Origin of the sequence: Amycolatopsis sp. lyj-84, assembly GCF_046549075.1 — a bacterium.
GTDB lineage: Bacteria > Actinomycetota > Actinomycetes > Mycobacteriales > Pseudonocardiaceae > Amycolatopsis.
In genome coordinates, this window is the sequence record NZ_JAJPWO010000011.1 from 270326 (window position 1) to 289262 (window position 18937).

The following is an 18937-nucleotide window of genomic DNA, read 5'->3' on the forward strand; positions in this document are numbered from 1 at the left end:
CGGGCGGTTTCCGTACTAGAGGGTGATCTTGTCCACGTTGGGACCGCCGTTCGCCGTGGTGGCGACGGCCCTGATCTTGTTCACCCCCGCGGCCAGCGTCACCTTGACGGTCTTCGTCGTCCAGTTCGGCCAGGCCCCGGTGCCGCCGAAGCCGACACCCGACGCGCTGACCGTGCCGTTGACGGAGAAGTCCAGCGGCCGGTTCGCCGTGGTGCCGTTGGCGTACCGGACGACGACGTCGTAGGTGCCCGCGGCGGGCGCGGTGACCGTCCACTCGACCGAGCTGCCCGCCACGTTGTCGTAGTTGACGAACCCGGTGCCGGTGAACCCGGCGTGGTTGGACTCGACCGCGCCGTCGACGACCGTGGCGTCCTCCGCCTGGTAGTCGACCGGGTTGTTCGGGCCGGGGCCGGAGCCGTCGGCGGGAACGGTCTGCGTCCCGGTGTTCCAGCCGGAGACCCGCACCGAAGGCTTGGAGCCCTTGAGGTCGGCGGTGCGGTACTTCGCGGTCAGCGTGGTCGTTTCACCCGGCCACAGGCTCACCGCGTTGTCGTTCCATTCCACCGGGAGCACCGGTTTGCCCGCGGAGTCCACGACCTTCGAGTCGACGTAGAACGCCGGGAGCTTGCCGCCCGAGGTGTTCTTCAGCGTCACGGTCGTCGTGGTGGTGCCGTCGGATCCGGCGACCGATTTGGCCGTCGCGCCGACGGCCGACTGGCCGAGGTTCTTCAGGCCGGACAGATCGGCGTAGGCCGACTGGGGCGTGTAGTACCAGTCACTGCCGGCCCAGTTCAGCGTGTCCGCCTTGGTGGAGAGCCAGTACACGTTCCGGCTGACCTCCTTGCCGGAGGAGTCGGTGAGCACCAGCTTCGCCAGGTAGGTCGTCGACAGCCCGCTCACCGCCGGGACGGTGACCGCGGTGGCCTTGGCGCCCAGCGCCCCGACCGACACCCCGGTCTTGGTGTTGCTGTACTTCTCCGTGCCGTCGAGGTTGTACAGCTTCGTGGTCGCCGTCAGCCCGCTCACCGCGTTCGACGTCTGGTTGATCACCACGACCGAGCGATTGTCGTGCGAGTACTGGATGTGCAGGGGCTCGTTGGCCTTCTTCGCACCGTAGTAAGCGCCGTTCTGGTCCATGTAGGCGTCGAACAGCTGCCAGTGCAACGAGGTCCACGGGCTGTTGAGCATCCAGTAGATCAACCCGGTCGACGGATTGGTCGAGTCGGTGTAGTTGCGCGAATGCGACTCGAACTCCGCACGCACGTTCTCGTACTGCGCGAGCTGGGACTTCCGCACGAAGTCGTTCAGGTCCGCCGGTGCGCCGTAGCGCTTGGTGAGCGCGTTGCCGAAGAGCTTCAGGTTCGCGAAGGTCGTCGACGAGGAACGGTGGTACTGCGGCGCCGACGGGTCCTTCCACATCGTTTCCAGCTCGCTCGGCGACATCATGCGCTTCAGCGTGTCCATCGTCGGGATGTCGACGCCGGCACTGGTCTCCGAGTTGAAGTTCCAGGCGCCACCACGGTCCTTTTGCGACTTGTCGTACCAGTAGACCGGCGGGACGTAGTCGTACGGGCCGTTCATCTTCATCCCGGAGGCGCCCGTGATCGGGGACGGCCTCTTCGACGCCGACGGGATCACCGGGAGGGTGAAGTCGGCGGCCTTCATCGCGTCGAGGTAGCCCTGCTCGATCCGCTTGTCCGGCGCGAAGTCGCTGCCGATGTGGAAGGAGACGACGCTCGGGTGGTCACGCAGGCGCTCGGCTTCGGAGAACATCGAAGCCTTGGCGATCGGGTAGTCCGATTCGACCCAGGGCTCGCCCTTTTCCTCGCCGTTGACGTGGCCTTCCCATTTGTCGCAGCATTCCCAGCCGGGCATGGTCAGCACGCCGAGATCGTCGGCCAGGTCGAAGAACTCGTCCGGCTCGATGTGGCCTTCCAGCCGGACCGTGTTGAGCCCGAGGTTCAGCACGTACTTGAGCTTGTCGGCCGCCGCGGTCTCGTTCCAGCGCAGGAACAGGTCCGGCGTGTAGCCGCCGCCCCTGATCAGCAGTGGCTTGCCGTTGACGCTGTACTGCCGTCCGCCGCTGGAGTTCAGCGGCGCCTTGACGTCGCGGACACCGAACTTCGACTTCGAGGTGTCCGACGGCGCGCCGCCGACACTCGCCGTCAGGTCGAGGGCGTACCGGTGCTGGCCGCCCATCCCGGCGGGCCACCAGAGGTTGGGGTCGTCGAGACCGACCACGCCGAAGGTGACGGTCTTGCGCTCCTTGGCGGCCAGCGAGACGGTCTGGCTGACCGGCTTGCCCGCGACCGTGCCGGCGACGGTGGCCTGCACCGCGTTCGCCGAGTCGTTGCGGACGTCGGCCTTCACCGTGAGGTCCGCGTGGTCGAGCGAGGAGTTCAGCTTCTGGACCACGTGCGCGCTGCGCAGCGCGACCGGGCCGCCGCGGCGGACGAGGACGTCACGCACGATGCCCATGTTCTGGTCCGGCGGGGTCTGCGCCCAGTCGATCCAGCCCATCGAGAGGTCGTTGTTGGGGTCGTTGGGGTAGACCTTGAACGCGACGCTGTTGACGCCCGCGCGGACGTGCGCGGTGATGTCCAGGTCGTGGCGGGTGTAGGCGCCGTTGACCTGGTCCTTCGTCGCGATCTTGGTGCCGTTGACCCAGACATCGGCCTTCGAGAGCACGCCGCTGAAGTCGAGATAGGTGCGCGACGACGTGTCTTCGACGTTCAGGTCGGTGCGGTACCACCACGGCACGGAGAACTGCGCCGCCGGGACGTTCTTCATGTTCGTGGAATAGAAGGGGTCGGCGTACTTGCCGTTCTGCAGCAGCCCGGCGTAGACCGTCGACCGCGACGACACCGGGTACCAGCCGGAGGTCGGGAAGCCCGGCTTCGACACCGCCGAGTCATCGCTGACCTGTGCCGAGGACTGGATCACGAAGCCGGGGATCGGGGTGGCGTTGCCCGCGGCGGCGCCGACGGACAGCGGTACGGCCACTTCGGCGCCGGTGGCGGCGGGAGCGGTGGTCACCCCGCAGACCGCGGCGGCCAGCGCGGTGACGGTCAAGGCCAGTAACGGGATCCGGGTTCTCTTCTGCCGAAAACTCACGAGCGCGCCTCCTTGGGCACACGGCGGCGGACCTGGGCGGAAATCGTTAAGAAAGTTCCCTAACAATGTTGGGGGAGATAGTAGCCGCCACTTCACGCGGGGAACAGACCCTTGCACCGGGTTCGTCAGCCGTGCCGGTGAGCCGAGTAGTGTCCCGGCGGTGGAGCTGCTCCCGTTCGACGAGTACGTACGGTCCCTGAACCGGAAGCGGATGGCCGCCGGTGTCCTGTTCCGCGACGACGCCGACCGGGTCCTGATCGTGGAGCCGTCCTACAAGGAGGACTGGGAAATCCCAGGTGGCGCCTGTGACGAAGACGAACCGCCGTGGCGCACCGCGGAGCGGGAGATCGGCGAGGAGCTCGGCATCACCCGCCCGCCGGGCCGGCTGATCGCCATCGACTACCTTCCCTCCGACGAGCGGATGCCCGAAGGCCTCACGTTCGTCTTCGACGGCGGGGTGATCACGGACGAGGACCTCGCCGGGTTCGTCTTCGCGGACTCCGAAATCGTGTCAGCGGCCTTGGTGTCCTTACCGGAGGCGGCACTGAAATTGAGCCCTCGTCTCGCGCGGCGAGTCTCCGCGGCACTCGGAGCCGCCCGGTCCGGCGGTCTCGCCATCTGCGAAGGTGGCCGCCCCGTCAGCTGACGGGTGCCACGTAGCTCCACTGTCCGTCGACGCGGACGAAGGCACTGTTCTCGTGCATGCTGCCGGGACGGCGATCCTGCCGGTAGTGGGCCCGGAACTCCACGGTGCCCTCGGCCTCGAGCAGGCCGCCGCCGGTCTTGCCGAGGATCTCCAGGAACGTCCAGCGCTGTCCCGGGTCGAGCTCGAGATCGGCGGGACGGGTCTTCGGATGCCAGGTCTTCGTGAGGTAGTCCGTGTCGCCGACGGCGAACGCGCTGAACCGCGACCGCATCAGGAGTTCGGCTGTCGGCGCTGTCGCGGTTCCCCGGTGGAAGCGGCCGCAGCAAGCGCCATAGGGCTCGCCGAGGCCGCACGGGCAGCGGGATTCGTCGGTGATCGCGGGCACATCCGCGATTGTGTCATCGCGGGGCGGCGGCGCTTTCGAGGTCCCGTGCCTGCTTGAGCCAGCCGGTGAACAGCTCGGCGTCGATGTCGTCGGCCGAGCGCAGCTTGACGTGCGCCATCTCCCGCGCGCTCGCCTCGAGCCTGCCGGACGGGTCGTCGACGAGCTGTCCCTTCCAAAGGGCGAAAGTGACGTACGACGAGTACGCCTTCATCAGGCAGACGAGGTTCTTCCCCGCGGCTTCGCCCGCGCTCCAGGTCGGGGAGGCGTGGTACATCGCCTCGATGGAGCCCGGCAGGGCGGCGTTGACGATCGGGCGCAGCGCGATGGCGACCTCGCGCAGGTTCTCGGGCAGGGCGGCGATGTAGTCGTCGACGTTCGCGAACTTGGCCATGACTGGATCCCTTCGGTCGGTGTGCGCTCAGCTAACCGTCCGAAGGTTCGAGTTGTCAAGACAAAAAAATTATTCGGTGGACTCCGTGTCGTCGAGCACACTCCATCAGCGGAAGTCGCGGGCACGGGTCGCCGCGACCGGATGCTGCCTGCCGCGGAGTTCGCGGCGTTCCTCAGCGTGGGGATCCCCGCCGCCCGTAGGATCTCGTTGCACCGGACCAGATCCTTGTGCTGGAAGACGATCAGCGCCGAATGATCGCGGCGGACCGGCAATCCGCGGACGGCGTCGACCAGCGCGACGGGAAGCTCTCGCGAGGTGCCGCGCCAGGTGTCGGTGGTACCGCCCGCGCTGGCCGACTCGGCCGCGCGCAAGGCGACCCCGTCCGCGCCGTCGAGGTCGTCCACCCGGTGCGTCGCGTCGAAGCGCGGTGCGAAGCCCAGCACCTCGGCACGGTTGCGGTAGTTGACCTTCAGGATCTCGCCGCGGTCCTGGATCGGGATCCCGGCGTCGGACAGCCGCCAGCCGCCGGGATGGACCTGCTGCTGCCCGTCGCCCACCAGCAGGAGCTTGTTCGGGCCGTCGCCCGCCAGCTCGCGCAACAGCCGCAGCCCGGTCAACGGGATGTCCTGGACCTCGTCGACGACGACCGCCGCGTACGGCGTTTCGAGCGGTCGCCGCAGGAGTTCGGCGCGGTCCACGAGCTCAGCCCAGGCGTCACCCTGGCGCTCGGCCTTGGTCCGTAGATCGGCCTGGCCGAACTCGTCGATCGGACGGGGTGCGGCGTGAGCATCGAGGGCGGCGGCGGTACGGGCACCGGCCTCGTCATCCAACAGGCCGTTCAGCTTCCAGAACCCGTCCTTGCGGCGTTCCAAGGTCAGCTCGCGACGGGGCTGGGCAGGTTCGGGGTCCTTCGGCTCGTTGCAGTCCGGGTCGAGCCAGGCCAGCACACTGTCCCCGAGATCCGACACCTTCCGCGGGCCCGCCTTCCGGGCGAGATCGGCAAGAGTTTTCTCCGCGTGCTCCCGATCCTCCACCGACACCCCAGCCGGGATTTTCCGCAGGATCTCCACGATCTGCTTGATCCGCTCCTCACCGATCGCACCCTCCGCCGCCGCAACAGCGGTGGCGGGCGCGAAAGCCGGGATTTCCGTGCCATCCAAGCGCGCGTCGGATTCAGATCGACAGCACGCCTCACATACGGCCGCGCCTCGCCCTGGCTCAGTCCGGCGACATCGGCGAACCACGCCAACGTCGTCCCATAACCGTACAAGTCTTTCGCGCCACGAGAATCAATCGCCGCCAAATGTCGCCCCAACCCCACGGACGCGACCCGCATCACCTGCAAGAACTGCTGCACACCATGGGCGAGCTCCAGCTTGCCAGCACGCCACAACTCCTGCGGCAACTCAGGAACAAAGGTCTCGGACACCTCTCCATAATACCGCAAACCTACCGAACAAATGTTCGTAATTTTAAGCAAAAAGCAACCTGCGCATTCACCACTGACGGGTGATTCCAGTAGGACAGTGTCGCTACCCAAAGCGACATCGAACGTCATTAATGCATTTAGTCGACTAACTGCCACAGCAGTGAAGCAGGTCGCCTAACATCGGCAACATGACGACAGTGGAACTGACCCGCTTCAAGGTCCCGGCCGACCGCGCGGACGAACTGCTCCAGGCCCGCCCCGCGATGGTCGCCGACTTCCGGGCCGACAGGGACGGCTTCCTCGACGCCCAGCTGATTCGGGTCGACGACGAGACCTGGCTCGACGTCGTGTGGTGGCGGTCCTCCGAGGACTTCGCCGCGTCGCGCGAGAAGGGTGCGAACCTGCCGGGGATCAAGGCCTTCTTCGCGCCCATCGCCGAGCTGGTCTCCGCGGAGGAAGGCACCACCGAGGACTACCGGGCCTAGGGTCCGCCCACATGCCGGGACGGGAAATAACTCCGCCGACCGGCTGTTGACCTGGGAGAACGAACAAGGTCACGGAAGGGATCGGCGATGACCACAAGCCTGGAGACGTTCACGCAGGACTGGCGAGGCTGGAAGGCTCAGCGCGAGCGCGATCTCGCCGACCCGCTCGGCTGGCTCGCCCTGGTCTCGCTCGACTGGCTCGAGGACAAGCCCCGCGCGTACGAGGGACTGCCCGGCGTGTGGTGGCAGGACGCCGACGCGGCTTACCTCGACCCGCAGGGCGCGGACCTCTCGTACGACGGCGAGCGGGTCACCGGCGTCCGCCGCTTCGAGCTGGTCAACAGCGGTGCGACCACCCGGGTCGTCGCCGGGGACATCGAGATCGAGGTCGCGCGCCGCGGCGGGTACCTGATCCGCGCCCACGACCCGAAAGCGCCGGTGCTGAACGCTTTCCGTGGCGTCCCGGCGTACGAGCCCGACGCGGCGTGGGTGCTGTCCGGCACCTTCGAACCCTTCGACGAGCCACGGCCGACCACGGTCGGCGCGGTCGTCGAAGGACTCAGCCACGTCTATGTCTCCCCGGGCATCGTGCGCTTCGAACACGACGGCGTGAAGCACACGCTCACCGCGTTCAACGGCAAGAAGGACGGCCTGCTCATCCTGTTCACCGACGCCACGAGCGGAGTGACCACTTACGCGGCCAACCGGTCGCTCGAGGTGCCCGCTCCCGCCGAGGACGGGGCCGTCGTCCTCGACTTCACCCGCGCGCTGAACCTGCCGTGCGCGTTCACCGACTTCGCGACCTGCCCCCTGCCGCCGGCGGGCAACGAACTGTCGTTCGCGGTGGAAGCGGGGGAGAAGCTGCCTTACGAGCGGCTGGACTGAACCGTCGCGAGCGCCGTCATCGCCTCCTGTTCGCGCTGAGCCAGTTCGGACAGGATGGCGGAGGCGTCGGTCAGGTGCCGGGTGTCGCCGGTTTCCCCGGCCCGCGTGCACAAGCGCGCGACCTCGGTCCACAGTGGAGTGATCTCGCGGTACTTCTCGCCGGCCACCCGGAGACCGGCGTCGTCGACGAAAGCCGCGCACTCTTCGAGAAAGTCGCGGTAGATCCGGCGGAAGAGCGCGCCGCCGGTCCCCGCCCGTTCCATCAGGACGGCGGCCTGCGGGAGGTCGCGGGCCGGATCGCTGCTGCGGTCCAGCCATTTCCTCACCTGCACGGCGGCCTTGCCGATCCCGCGATAGCCGAGGTTGGCGATGGGCGGGTTCAGGAACTCCGCCGCGTTGGCCCGCACGGCCGTGCGAACGATGTCGGAAAGCGGTTTGGGAGGTGCGTCCGCGGTGATGGTGAACGAGCGGTTCTTCGCCGTCATGGGGCCTTTCTCGCCGCGAGCGCGCTCCAGGCTGGCCAAGGACGTCGACACCGCACCACCCTGCTGTGCGGTGTCGACCAGGAAGGCACGTTCCTCGTCGTAGCCGTACAACGCGGCGAAGTGCCCTCCAAAGTGGACTTTCGACGTGAAGTACTCGAGATGGTACGAGTCGAGCTGCAAGCCGACCGGGGCACCGGCGTCGAGCTGCTCGGCCACGTTCCGCCAGGCGGTGCGCGCCGACGTGGTCTCCTTCACGCGCAAGGTCAGTCCGAGATGCCCGGTCAGTTCCCCCGTGATCTCGGCGGGTTTGCTGCGCCCGCCGAGGAAGGGGAACGGCAGGTTCTTCCCGTCCCAATATATGAAGCCCAGGCCCTCGCCGAGCCCGAACAGCATCGGCTCGGACAGTTCGATCCCGGCGTGCCGCAGAAGGACGTCGAGAGTGCTGGTCTCGCAGTGCTCGCCGCCCGTGGTCTTGATGCCGTCGAGGATCACGCGGTCACCGGCCAGGCGATCTCGGTGCGGTAGGCCTCGGGCGCGACCGACGGCCCGGGCGCCACCAGGTACAGCTCTTCGGCGGGCCCGGCCGGGACGCGGTCGCGTTCGGCGATCCAGCGGCCCAGCGATCGGTAGGCCGTTTCGACATCGTCGTAGGCACCCTCGTGGATCGTCGCCGCGAGCAGGCCACCGGGGAGTTCGGCGGAATCGATCTCGCCATCGTCGCGCACTGGCCCGTCCACCGGGACGAACAGTTCGACGGTCAACTCGTCGGGATCTTCGGTGAGGTAACGGGTCCCGGGCGGCCCGGACAGGGCGACGCCTTGTGCGTCGACCGCCGCGAACAGCCGCGCGTACGCGGGACCGATCAGTTCGGCGAGACCGCTCAGCGGGGTCCGGATGCGCAGGCGGGCGATCGGCTGTGGTGCGCGCACACGCTCGTAGACATGCAGCCACCGCGTCGGCTCGGCGAGGACCGAGTCGAGTTCGCCGCTGATCGCCGCGAGTTCCGCGGCCCGCGCCACCACTCGGTCGTGATGCCGCTTGATCGCGGCCTTCACGTCGTCCGGGGTGCCCGCGGCGAGGATCTCGGCGATCTCCGCCAGCGGCACCTCCAATTCCCGCAGCCGCCGGATCAGGCTCGCGGCGGCGAACTGTTCGAGCGAGTACCGGCGGTATCCGCTGCCGGGGTCGATCCGAGCGGGTACCAGCAGCCCGAGCCGGTCGTAGTTCCGCAACGCGCGGACCGACAGCCGGGTGGCGTGCGCGAACACGCCGATCGGCATCAAGGTCGTCATGGGACCAGCCTGAACCCTCTCCCGGGGAGAGGGTCAAGCCGGTACCTCACCCCAGTGACAACCGATCGAGATCCGGGGCGGACGCGTGGTCGTTGGCCAGCTCGATCGTGTTCGCCCCCGCTCGCAGTTCGACCGGCAACGACGTCGTGAGCTGGGTGTTGTTGCCCGCACCGTCGACCTTCACCTCGACCGGCGCGCCGCCGTTCACCGTGACGAAGTACGACCGCGGTCCGTTCACGGTGAAGTCGATATAGAGGGTGTAGCGCCTCGTCTCGGGCACGGTGACGTTCTCGAACACCACGGACGAGTCCGGGTCGCCGCCGATGTTGCGGACCTTCTGACCGCCCGAGCACACCCCGCAGTTCGTGACCCCCGCGCTGCCGACGTCGTTCGCCGAGTCCTCGGCCTCCCGCATGAAGACGCGGTCCGCCGGTAGCGGGCTCACGCGCACCGGCTTGCTCACCGATTTCGCCCGTCCGAGCAGGTCGAACGATGCCGTGACCGGGATGTCCGCCGCGGCGATGCCTTCGGGGGAGACCAGTGTCCACGACGCTTCGAGTTCGTTCCCGACCCGCATGGACGTCGCCGCGGCCGGATCGCCCTGCACCGTCCAGCCCGCCGGGACGACCGGCGCCATGGCGACCCGGTCGATCGTGTCGTCGGCGTCGAGCCGCAGTTTCGCGGTCACTCGCAGGGATTGCCGCCCCGGCGAAAGCCATTGGACGCCGCCGGGTTCGACGGCCAGTGTCGTTTTCGGCGTGTAGGACGGAGGCGGCAGGGGAGCGACCGCGATCCGGTCGAGGCCCGGTCCCGCGGTGGCGTTGCTGAAGACCTTGACGGTGTTGGCCCCGGCCTTCAGCGAGACGGGGATCGCCGTCGAGGTCACGACGCCCGGTGTGCCGGCGCCGATCGCGGTCTCGACGGGAGCACCGCCATTGACACTCACCGCGACCGACGTCGCGGACCCGCTCGTGGTGTCGAGCTGCAGCCGGTGACTTCCGGCTTCCGCGACCGTCACTCCCGGATAGGTGACCGAGTTGCGCGGACCGCCGCCGAGCCCGATGATCTGGAACGATCCGGAGCAGGAGGAGCACCAGCCCAGCCGGGCACGGCCGTCGTTGTCGTTGCGGAAGGCCTCGGCCTCCAGCGGGACCTGCGCGCCGAAGACCGAGTTCGGGTGGCCGTACGCCACCTTGATCTCGTCGATGGCCAATTGCCGGTAGAAGGGCTTCGCCTGCGGGCCTGACCAGGTGTTCAGTACCTCGAGCTTGATGAACCGGGTCTGCCGTTCGCCGAGATCGATGAACTGCACGCCGCGGGCGCTCGGCATCGCGCCGGTGCGGATCGGCTCGCCCCAGTGCTTGCCGTCATCGCTGACGTAGACGCGATAGTCCTTGATCCGGGACGAATCCTCCGGCCTGCCGAACGATTCGCGCGCGTGCGTCGGCGACATCTCGCGCTGGTTCACCGCGAGAGAGGTCGCCGGTCGCCGCTTGCCGAGGTCCAAGGTCAGGGAGACCGGTTGCTTGCCGTCGGCGTCCCAGTAGTTCTCGAAGTTCCCGTCGACGAGGTTCGATGCCGGATGCCCCGCACGCGAGGACGATGCGGTCGCCTTGATCGTGCGAGAGTCGTGGAAGTACTGTTGCCCGGCCGTTTCCACTTTGAACACCGTGTCGTAGGTGTCCCAGTCCTTGATGTCCACAAGGGTCAGATAACCGGCGGATTGGCTGAACCGCAGCGCTTTCCCCGTGCGGACGTCGGACACCTTCGTCGCCTTGTATCCGTTGTCGCGCAAGCGCAGCAGGTCGGTGCGCGGCCGGGTGACCACGTGGAGGTACTGCGTCCGGGCGCCGGGCTCGACGGTGATGACGCCGTGCGCGCCGTCGTTCCAGAATCCGGGCTGCATTCCGCCGTACAGATAGCCGCCGCCCTCTTTGCCCTGGAGCGAGGACTTGATCGGCGGCACCCAGCTCGCCATGAAGTTGTTGTACGCCTCCTGTTGTGGCGGGAACTTCCCGTTCACCATCGGGGTTTCGGCCATCAGCGACTTCATCGACGAACCGGCGTTGGTGATGTAGCGCCCGGTGGACAGCCGGAAGTCGACGGCCTGATCGGTGCCGTCGTACCACCAGCCGCCGTTGGTCGGCAGTTTGTAGTCGGCCTCGGTGAGCCGCGGCATCGGGGTGAACGCGGCCTGCGGGTAGTCGTACGGCGGGGTGATGCCGGTCTTCTGCTCGTTGCTGACGGTGTCCATGATCGGCGTGTCCTCGTTGTTGTTGCTCAGCAACCAGGACGGCCGTTTCTCGCGGATCTGTTCGTAGAGCTTGTTCTTCTCCCAGTAGTCGTTGTCGTTGTCGATCCAGAACCCGGCGAGGTCCGAGTAGCGGTCCATGACCTCGTGGAAGAGGTCGTAGCTGTACTCGCCGAACCCGGGCCGTGTGGTCAGGTCGACCTGCTTGCCCTTGTGGGCGGAGTACGCGGCGGAATCCAGCGACTCGACACCGGTTTCCTTGTGCCACTGGGGATCGTCGGTCATGTACAGGATCGTCCGGACGCCCTTGGCGTTGCCCGCTTCGACGAGTTCGCCGAGGAGGTCGCGGCGCGTGGCGCAGCTGCCCGGGATCTTCGACGGCCACGGCCGCGCGTAACCCAGCCTGCTGTGGAAGGTGGCGAGCACGATGTAGGAAGCGCCGAGTTTGCGGGCCTCGTCCACCCAGTAGTCGGCGCTCCAGCCGCCGTCGGTGACGGCGCGTTCCCAAGCGGCGCAGTCGGTCTGGCGTGGTGCGGTGAACATGCCCCAGTGGAGGAAGAGGCCCGCGGTCGCCTCGCGCAGCCACTGCTGGCGGGGATGGTGCACCTCCGCGCTCGCCGTCGTCGTGGTGAGCAGGCCGGCCAGCAGGGCGAGGACCAAGGCGAGCCAGGCGGTGCGTTGCGCTCGAACTCTCATGACCATCCGCTCTCATCCAAGGCGTGGTTACCGAGAGATCCGATGATTGCGGCAGATATCTGAGCGGTCAAGACCCGATGAGCGGGACAGCTGCTCAGTCATCCGAGGTTTAACGAGCGAAGGCCCCCTCTCCACAGGGGATGAGGGGGCCTTCGAATCAGGGATGGAGTCAGCCTCGCAGGACGTTCAGCGTGGCTCCCGCGGTGACGCTGTCGATAGTCACCGCGTAGAGGTGCTCGCCGCCGGGCCCCCAGGCGAGACCGCCAGGAGCGAGCAGTGTCTTGTCCGTCGCCAGCCGGGTGAAGTCGTACTGGCGGCTCGGGGTGCGGCTCCCGTCGCGGAAGATGTACACGGCCGGTCCGAAGGCGATGTCGACCCCGCCTGCCAGGACGTTCGCGTCCCGGCTGACCGCGAGGGAGTTCGGGTAGGCGTCGGTCTCGTAACCGGCTTGCGGCACCAGGCCTTCCGTTGTGTAGACCCGCACGTCGTAGGGAGAACCGGAGCCCACGGAGTGGAAGTACGCGCCATCGTTGGACAGCTCGATGTCCTTCACGTAGTCGCCGACCCAGGCGGAGGCCTGCTCGACCAGGCCGGTGCCGGTGTCGCGGAAGATCCGGGCCGTGGACGGCGAAACGCCCGTGACGGCCGTCGCGATCAGGTCCGGGCGCCCCGGTGACGTGGCCAGCAGCGGGGCGCCGTACTCGTCGGGACCCAGGAGGTCCAGGCGGACATCGCCGAACGTGGAGCCGACGGTCGCGCTGCCGAAGTTGGCGTCTCCTGTGTGGCAGGCGTACCCGAAGTAGATCTTGTTACCGGAGACGGCCAGTTCTTTCGGGCAGAGCGTGCCGTCGCCGACCCGGTGCCGGGCGGTCTCCGCGAGGGTGAGCGTGTCGATCGCCGAAATCGCGCCACCGCGGGAAAGCGCGACGAACAGCGTGCCGCCGTCGGCGCTGAGCGCGAGGCCCGAGGCTCCGGGCTGGTTGTCGAGCCTGCGGACCAAGGTGCCGGAGAGGTCGGTGACCACCACGGCGTTGTCCGCGCGGTTGCTGACGAAAACGTGCCCGCGGCCGGGGTCGACCAGGATGTCGGTGAATCCCGTCAGCGGCAGGTTCACCGCCTTGTGGTCCTCCGCCGCGGTGGCGGGCAGGGCGGCGCCCACGAGTGTGGTGACCGCCAAGAGGGCAGCAAAGACAGACCTTCGTAATGAACGCATTCCGAAGTATTCCTCCCAGTAACGAGCCCGATCAGGGGCTCGTGGAAGAAACGCTAGCGGATCTCGTTCCCGGCCCGGACTCCGGGCGGGCGCCCGCCCGGAGTCCGATCAGCCCTGTTCAGATGTTGAAACCGGGGTGGGTCGCGAAGGCGTTGTCGATCACGAGATTGCCCCGCTGACGGGCTCGTTCACGCAGCGCCGACGTCGTGCGGGCGCCCTGGGCGAAGAACCACCACAGGTAGAGCGCGCCGTACATCCACGCACCCTCGTAGCCCCAGGTCGAGTCGGCGCCGCTCTTGCCGGCGCCGAACACCGAACCCGCCGGGAAGTTCGCGTTGTGCGGCTTCCCGCCCTGATGGCGTGACTCGTGGATCAACGTCTCGGCGCGGCCGGGAACGTCCTTGGAGTACCAGAATCCCAGGTACAACTCGATCCGGTCGTCGACGAACGCTCCCTTGAACGACGTGGCGATGGCGCTGCCGTCACCGCAAAGCGAGCGGAGGTCGTCGCAGTTGTCGCGGACATACCGGCGCGCCCAGTTCAGCATCGCTCCGGAATAGGCGTCGTTCTCGTAATCCTGCGCCGAATAGGTCAGCAGGTAGCACGCGTTGAACGTCCGCGCCAGCGGCTTGTCGGTGTTGCACGCGTCTTCCCAGCCGAAGCCTTCGTCCCAGTAGTCCTTGTTGCCGGCGAAGCCGTAGGTGTTCCAGAAATAGTCGATGTAGGTCTGATTGCAGATCGAAGCACCGTAGAAATTGTCCCCGGTCACATTCTTGTCCGGCACGGTGTAGCTGCAAGTGGCCATCGGAGATCACCTGTCTGTAGAAGGAATTTCGTTCGGTTCAGGAGCGCGGGGGCTCCGGCGGGGGCACGTCGTCGGTCCGCGTGTCCTTCACGTACCGGCCGCCGACGGCCTGAGGGACGGCGCGGACGTCGACCCGTCGGATGCCCAGCAGACGCTCGTCTTCGGTGCCGCTGAGCGCCTCGCGCACCTGGTTGGTGAGGTCGGTGTCACCGGTCTCGGCGATGGCCTGGACCGCCGCGCGCCGCACCGTGAACACCTCGTGCCGGGTCTGCCGCAGCAGCAGTTCCTTTGCCGCGTCGTCTCCGGCGGATGCCAGTCGTGCCAACGCTTCCACGGCGGTGGTACGGATGATCACCTCTTCGCCGACGGTGCTGAACCCGTGTGCCGGGTCCTCGGAACGCTCCGGCGGGATCGGCTGGCGCAGCACGTTGTCGAGCACCGGGACGGCGGTCGCGTGCCGCAGGTCGGTGAGCAGCTGGACCAGGCCCCAGCGCTCGAGGTACTGATCCTCGGACAGGGCGCCGTACTGCTCGCCGAGTGCCGGGACGACCTCGTCCGCACGCTCGCGAAGCCGGTCGAGGCTTCGCTGGTAGTTGCGTTCGGCGTCCTCGCCGGACGCGGCCATGGTTTCGGCGGCCTGGGTCACCAGCTCGCCGATTTCGCCGTTCGAGAAGCTTCCGAGTCCCGAACTGCTCGGGCCCGCTTCGAGATTGTCTCCGCCCGGGCCCAAAGAAGGGGTGTCGGGATTGCGTGGGGTCGGCATGAGGTTCTCCTTCGCAGCGGCGTGATGCTGACGGAAGGAAGGAACGCGATACCGAACCGCAGATACCTGTTTTTCCGAAAATTCGCCTCTTGGGGCAGTTCGGGATTTTCACCGCGGGAATCCGAAAAGGATTTTGATCACCGAAGTCGTCCGGCGGTCGAAAAGCGTTCACGGATTCCCGCTCGTGATCAATGCCGGACGTCGATGACGACACGGTTCGGTGAGGACAGGGTGAACACACTGACCGCCGTCCTCGACCGGACGCCGAGTCCGATGGACAAGGTGGCTTCGTAGTCGCCGGTGATCGCGACCGCCATGACGTTGCGCAGATCGCGGGTCCGGAACTTCTGCGGGCCGGGATAAGTCGGGTTGCCCGCGTCGTTGTGCGCGGCCGCCGGAGTGGCGGTGACGGCGATGAAGTGCTCGCCTGTCAACCAGACGATCTCGCCCGAGCCGTCGGCGATCAACTCGTCGACGAGGTCGTACCGGACGGTCGGCGCCGGACCCGCGGTCAGGTCCAGCACGATCCGGTCGAAGCCGGGGTTCTGGCCGGTGCGGATCCCTGTCATCGTGGGGATCGCCTGTGCCGCGACGGAAGCCGGTGCGACAGCGGTGATGGCGCCGGTCAGCATGAGCGAGGTGGCGGCGAGCGCCCCGAGCGCACGCCGGAGGGAGATGGTCATTGCAGTGACCTCCTGCCGGAGAGTTGGTTCCGGAAAGACGTCCGTGGTGGTGTGGGGGTTGTATTCTTCGCGCTATCGTTACTGATCGCGGAATTGTCGTCGAGTGATCTCGAAATCGGCGGGGAAATGGTTTTTAACCAGTCAGCGGCGAAATCCGCTCAGAAAAAGCACGGTGATCGCGGTCATCGTGCCGAGCGTCGTCACGATGAAGGACCCCGTGATCAAATAGAGGGCCCCCACGCCCGTCAAGGTCGTCTTGATCAGCTTCACGATACCCTCGTGTTCCTTGCCGGACGCGTCTTTGGTCATTGTCGGGCCCTTCGAGTGTGGTGTACTAGTACACCGTAGGGCGCGACGACCGGCGATAGCCTTCGCCGGTCCTGATCTTTCACGGTCGGGAGGAGTTTCTTGTTGTCACGGAGGGGGTCTCACCTGGACGGCGGTTGTTCTCCCTTGTCGCGGAATTGTCGATCATCACCGGGAATCGGACCGAGGTGGAGGGCGTCGTGACAATCCAGGTGGAGGGGGAGCGCGTTGACGGGTCTTGTTCCGCGGCCGCTGTCGAGGCCGCGTTGCGCTGGCTCGCGGTCCGGAAGGACGGACGGCCGCTCAGATATCTGCGCTACGCGATCGAAGACCCGGCAAGTGAATCGGCCGCCGCGCTCGGCTGCCTGGTCCAGCCGACGGCGTCGATGACCACAGCGACCCCGGAGGTGCGCGCGTTCGCGCTGTGGGGGTTGATCCTCGACGAGATCGGCAGGATCGGATCGACCAGAGAATCAAGGCGCCGCAACACCTTGATCGCCGCTTTCCGGTTGTGCACGGGTAGAAGGACGGAGTGGAAGTCGACTCTCGATGATCGTTTCGGTCAACTGAAGAGTCTGCCCGGGGTGTTCGGGGATCCGCCGCCCAGTACGACGACGCCGATGCACAAGGCCTGGCGACGTGCGGTGAGTGACAAGCTTGCGCCCTGCCTGGCACGGAACCTGAAGGAACTAGCTCGCGAAGGTGAAGCGTGGCGGCCCTACGTGGAGATCGGCAGGGCGTCGGTCGAGGTTGAGCGCGACGAGCTGCCGTCGTCGGGTTCCGGTCGTCGGAACCCGTCGGACGGGGCGCAGCCGGTGTTCGTGGAACGGATGTTGGTGGCCGTGGAAATGCGGCACAGAACGGTGTACCGCCGGTTGACGGTGCGCGACGTCGTCGCCTGTCAGGACGGTGTCGACCGGTTCGTGGCGCGGGCCCTGACCGGCTGGACCGGTGATCTGGCGGAGATTCCCATCAAGGCGATATTCGGCTGTCATGTGGAGACTTCGCCGGGGGCGCAACCTGGAGATCCGCTGATCGTCGCCCTGCGTTTCCCGAAGGAACTACGCAAAGGGGACCGGCACGAATTCATCTCCGTCGCGTGTGATGACGCTCTCGAGGAGGAGCGCCATTGGATCAACGTCGATGTCGATCACCACGGGATCGGGCCGGGTGTGGTCGACGACGACGGCAGGGTGACCGGGGGTTTGAGTATCAGTGTCACCTTCGACGACTGTGTCCCCGAGGCGTGCTGGTGGTACGCCGAGCAGACCGAGTACGAGCGCCTGGTCCGGCCGCCCGCCGGCGATCCGCGGCTGCTCGAGATCCGGAGAGGGGTGGTGGAACACACCTTTCGGGAGTCGGGGAATCCGCGGGAGCAGTACGGCCTCGCTTTTCGCTGGCCTCAACCCTGATCGAAGCAAGCCACATCGAAGCCCCGACGTGGCCCGCTCCGGTCTTCCGTCGGCTAGTTGCCGGTGTTGCCGCCGCCGCTGCCCTTGCCGTCGTCGCCGCGAATCGCCATCGAAGTCCTCCTGGTTTTGTGGGTGTGGACGCGGCGAAACTATATGCACTGAGGGTGAGTGATCGTGACGGGGTGTGTCTGGAGGGGGGTCTCGTTCGCGCTAAGGTGACGACGACCTTTCCCTGGCGGGCTTACCTTCCAGGGAGCGGACATGACCAGTGAGGAAGACCTGGAATCCTTGCTCGCCGACGCGCGTAAAGACCGGGTCGGTCTCTCGGCCGCCGTCGCCGTGGCGAGGGCCAAGGTGGGCAAGGGCGCGACCTTCCCTGAGACGCTCGAAGCGCTGCTGTCCGTGGTCAGCTCACTGATCGACCGAGGCGCGGTTCCCGGCGACCTGGTGGCCGAGGATCCTGGCTTCGTGGCGTGGGCGGGATCGAAGGAGGAGGTTCTCGCGCGGTTGACCTGTGTGCTCAAGGCGCTGGGGGAGCTGCCGGTGACCGGAGAGGTCTGCTGGATCCACGATCCGGCCGTGACGGCATGAGAAGTCCTTGCGCCCGACAGTCAGAGGTCGGTGGCCGATCTCCGTGCCACGTGTTCGAGGTGATGTGAGGTGGCCATGGCGACCCAGCGAGGCACAGATCCGGCAGTACTCCCGCCGGCCCGTCGGCACCGAGACAATTCGCGGTCGCCCCACGAGTAGTCCGGGCCCGCGAAGTCGTCTCTTTTGACCAGTTCCTCAGCGAGATCTGTGAACAAGTCCGCGGGAACGTCGTCTTTCTCGACTTTCCGGCGCAACATGACGGTCTTTCGGGGCACCGTGTAACAGAGATACGGAAAAGGGGTCCTTGGGCTACCTTCGGACTTCGGTGGCCTTGGATGCGTCACGCCGTAGTCGCCGTAGTTGACGTCGCTCGCGCGGGCATGACGTACTTCGTCCCAGAGAACGACTTCCGGACGGTCACGCGCGGTCGTCGTGTAGGTGGTACGTATGGCTGGGATCGATCCGGCCAGAAGTGTGGTCGCACCAGGGCCGAGCAGTTCCGAGATCGCTGAGGCGGTCTCGGCTGTTGCCGCAGTTTGGCCTGGGCGGACGGTTTCGAGGAACCCGATGTCGAGGATCGCGTGGACGTGTCCAGGCCGGGTGCCGGTCGACTTCATGATCGAGCCGATCCGGTCGAGTAATTCCTGTGGTCGACTGCCCGGCCGCGTGATCCGGATGGCGATGTCACGATCCTTGTGTTCGAGCAGGAGCCGCACTCTGCGCAGGTCGTCCTCCGTGGCGTCGACCGCGAGGACGGGTTCCAAGTAGGCCGCGTCAGGGGCGAAGAGTCCGTGCTCGCGCAGAGCCGCGGACTCGATGGCGTTATCGAGGAACTCGAACACCCCTCCCGGCTGCCGCGCGAGCGGGCTTTCTGTCCCCAGCCAAGTGGTGTCGAGCCATAAGGTCCGACCGTGGCTCGCGGCCAGTACCGCGGCTCGGACCAGTGCCGGCAGAATCCTGCCGGTCGGTTTCACGGAATCGAGTAACTCGACCATCACTCGCACTTGTGCGTCTTGCCGGGATCGCAAGTTGCTCAGGGCGTTCAACTCGCCGAGTTTGGCTTTGACCGCGACCAGTGGACGACCAGGGTGCATCCGCCTTCCTC

At 66.9% G+C, this 18937-nt stretch carries 17 protein-coding genes and 2 pseudogenes; 5 read left to right on the forward strand and 14 right to left on the reverse strand.

Annotation, left to right across the window (positions count from 1 at the left end; translation table 11 throughout):
- Positions 1 to 15 precede the first annotated feature (15 nt).
- Positions 16 to 3114 carry a glycosyl hydrolase 2 galactose-binding domain-containing protein gene (locus tag ACLJRM_RS30785; protein ID WP_410665038.1) on the reverse strand — a complete coding sequence of 1033 codons (3099 nt, stop codon included), beginning with the start codon at positions 3112 to 3114 and terminating at the stop codon, positions 16 to 18.
- Positions 3115 to 3274: 160 nt separating this feature from the next.
- On the opposite strand from ACLJRM_RS30785, the gene ACLJRM_RS30790 reads away from it, so the two are divergent.
- The gene (locus ACLJRM_RS30790; RefSeq protein WP_101608806.1) at positions 3275 to 3760 is read left to right on the forward strand and encodes an NUDIX domain-containing protein; all 486 of its coding nucleotides are present in this window, start codon (positions 3275 to 3277) and stop codon (positions 3758 to 3760) included.
- Here the strand turns inward: ACLJRM_RS30790 and ACLJRM_RS30795 are convergent.
- The 4 genes and pseudogenes from ACLJRM_RS30795 to ACLJRM_RS30810 form a co-directional block, all read right to left on the reverse strand.
- The gene (locus ACLJRM_RS30795; protein ID WP_101608805.1) at positions 3753 to 4145 is read right to left on the reverse strand and encodes a YchJ family protein; all 393 of its coding nucleotides are present in this window, start codon (positions 4143 to 4145) and stop codon (positions 3753 to 3755) included. The two genes, ACLJRM_RS30790 and ACLJRM_RS30795, sit on opposite strands and share 8 nt — an antisense overlap.
- 13 nt (positions 4146 to 4158) lie before the next feature.
- Entirely contained in the window at positions 4159 to 4536 is a 378-nt protein-coding gene (locus ACLJRM_RS30800; protein WP_101608804.1) for a DUF1801 domain-containing protein, read from the reverse strand.
- A gap of 563 nt (positions 4537 to 5099) precedes the next feature.
- Positions 5100 to 5234: pseudogene (locus ACLJRM_RS30805) on the reverse strand (hypothetical protein); the annotation flags it as partial.
- Positions 5223 to 5965 (reverse strand): annotated as a pseudogene (locus tag ACLJRM_RS30810) (DUF222 domain-containing protein); the annotation flags it as partial. The pseudogenes ACLJRM_RS30810 and ACLJRM_RS30805, both read right to left, overlap by 12 nt.
- A 188-nt stretch (positions 5966 to 6153) precedes the next feature.
- Between ACLJRM_RS30810 and ACLJRM_RS30815 the strand changes: the two are divergent.
- Entirely contained in the window at positions 6154 to 6450 is a 297-nt protein-coding gene (locus ACLJRM_RS30815; RefSeq protein WP_410665039.1) for an antibiotic biosynthesis monooxygenase family protein, read from the forward strand.
- 87 nt (positions 6451 to 6537) lie between these two features.
- Positions 6538 to 7335 carry a DUF1684 domain-containing protein gene (locus ACLJRM_RS30820; protein WP_410665040.1) on the forward strand — a complete coding sequence of 266 codons (798 nt, stop codon included), beginning with the start codon at positions 6538 to 6540 and terminating at the stop codon, positions 7333 to 7335.
- Here the strand turns inward: ACLJRM_RS30820 and ACLJRM_RS30825 are convergent.
- The 8 genes from ACLJRM_RS30825 to ACLJRM_RS30860 form a co-directional block, all read right to left on the reverse strand.
- On the reverse strand, positions 7317 to 8312 hold the full coding sequence (locus ACLJRM_RS30825; RefSeq protein ID WP_410665041.1) for a BtrH N-terminal domain-containing protein: 996 nt from the start codon (positions 8310 to 8312) through the stop codon (positions 7317 to 7319). The genes ACLJRM_RS30820 and ACLJRM_RS30825 overlap by 19 nt on opposite strands.
- A complete protein-coding gene (locus tag ACLJRM_RS30830) occupies positions 8309 to 9112 on the reverse strand; it encodes a MerR family transcriptional regulator (RefSeq protein ID WP_101608802.1) in 804 nt (267 codons plus the stop codon). The genes ACLJRM_RS30825 and ACLJRM_RS30830 overlap by 4 nt, the downstream gene beginning before the upstream one ends.
- A 46-nt stretch (positions 9113 to 9158) precedes the next feature.
- Positions 9159 to 12065, reverse strand: coding sequence for an alpha-L-fucosidase (locus ACLJRM_RS30835; RefSeq protein ID WP_410665042.1), 2907 nt, complete (start codon positions 12063 to 12065; stop codon positions 9159 to 9161).
- A gap of 163 nt (positions 12066 to 12228) precedes the next feature.
- Positions 12229 to 13236 carry a YncE family protein gene (locus tag ACLJRM_RS30840; RefSeq protein ID WP_410665043.1) on the reverse strand — a complete coding sequence of 336 codons (1008 nt, stop codon included), beginning with the start codon at positions 13234 to 13236 and terminating at the stop codon, positions 12229 to 12231.
- A gap of 154 nt (positions 13237 to 13390) precedes the next feature.
- Positions 13391 to 14077 carry a hypothetical protein gene (locus ACLJRM_RS30845; RefSeq protein ID WP_101608799.1) on the reverse strand — a complete coding sequence of 229 codons (687 nt, stop codon included), beginning with the start codon at positions 14075 to 14077 and terminating at the stop codon, positions 13391 to 13393.
- Positions 14078 to 14114: 37 nt separating this feature from the next.
- Complete coding sequence (locus ACLJRM_RS30850) at positions 14115 to 14840, reverse strand: HEAT repeat domain-containing protein (RefSeq protein WP_410665044.1); 726 nt, start codon at positions 14838 to 14840, stop codon at positions 14115 to 14117.
- A gap of 188 nt (positions 14841 to 15028) precedes the next feature.
- A complete protein-coding gene (locus tag ACLJRM_RS30855) occupies positions 15029 to 15523 on the reverse strand; it encodes a hypothetical protein (protein WP_410665045.1) in 495 nt (164 codons plus the stop codon).
- A 141-nt stretch (positions 15524 to 15664) separates the two neighbouring features.
- Positions 15665 to 15832 carry a hypothetical protein gene (locus tag ACLJRM_RS30860; RefSeq protein ID WP_410665046.1) on the reverse strand — a complete coding sequence of 56 codons (168 nt, stop codon included), beginning with the start codon at positions 15830 to 15832 and terminating at the stop codon, positions 15665 to 15667.
- 404 nt (positions 15833 to 16236) lie between these two features.
- On the opposite strand from ACLJRM_RS30860, the gene ACLJRM_RS30865 reads away from it, so the two are divergent.
- Entirely contained in the window at positions 16237 to 17241 is a 1005-nt protein-coding gene (locus ACLJRM_RS30865; RefSeq protein WP_410665047.1) for a hypothetical protein, read from the forward strand.
- 261 nt (positions 17242 to 17502) lie between these two features.
- Positions 17503 to 17832, forward strand: coding sequence for a hypothetical protein (locus ACLJRM_RS30870; RefSeq protein ID WP_410665048.1), 330 nt, complete (start codon positions 17503 to 17505; stop codon positions 17830 to 17832).
- 20 nt (positions 17833 to 17852) lie between these two features.
- Here ACLJRM_RS30870 and ACLJRM_RS30875 read toward each other — a convergent pair whose 3' ends face one another.
- Complete coding sequence (locus ACLJRM_RS30875) at positions 17853 to 18926, reverse strand: beta family protein (protein ID WP_410665049.1); 1074 nt, start codon at positions 18924 to 18926, stop codon at positions 17853 to 17855.
- Positions 18927 to 18937 lie beyond the last annotated feature (11 nt).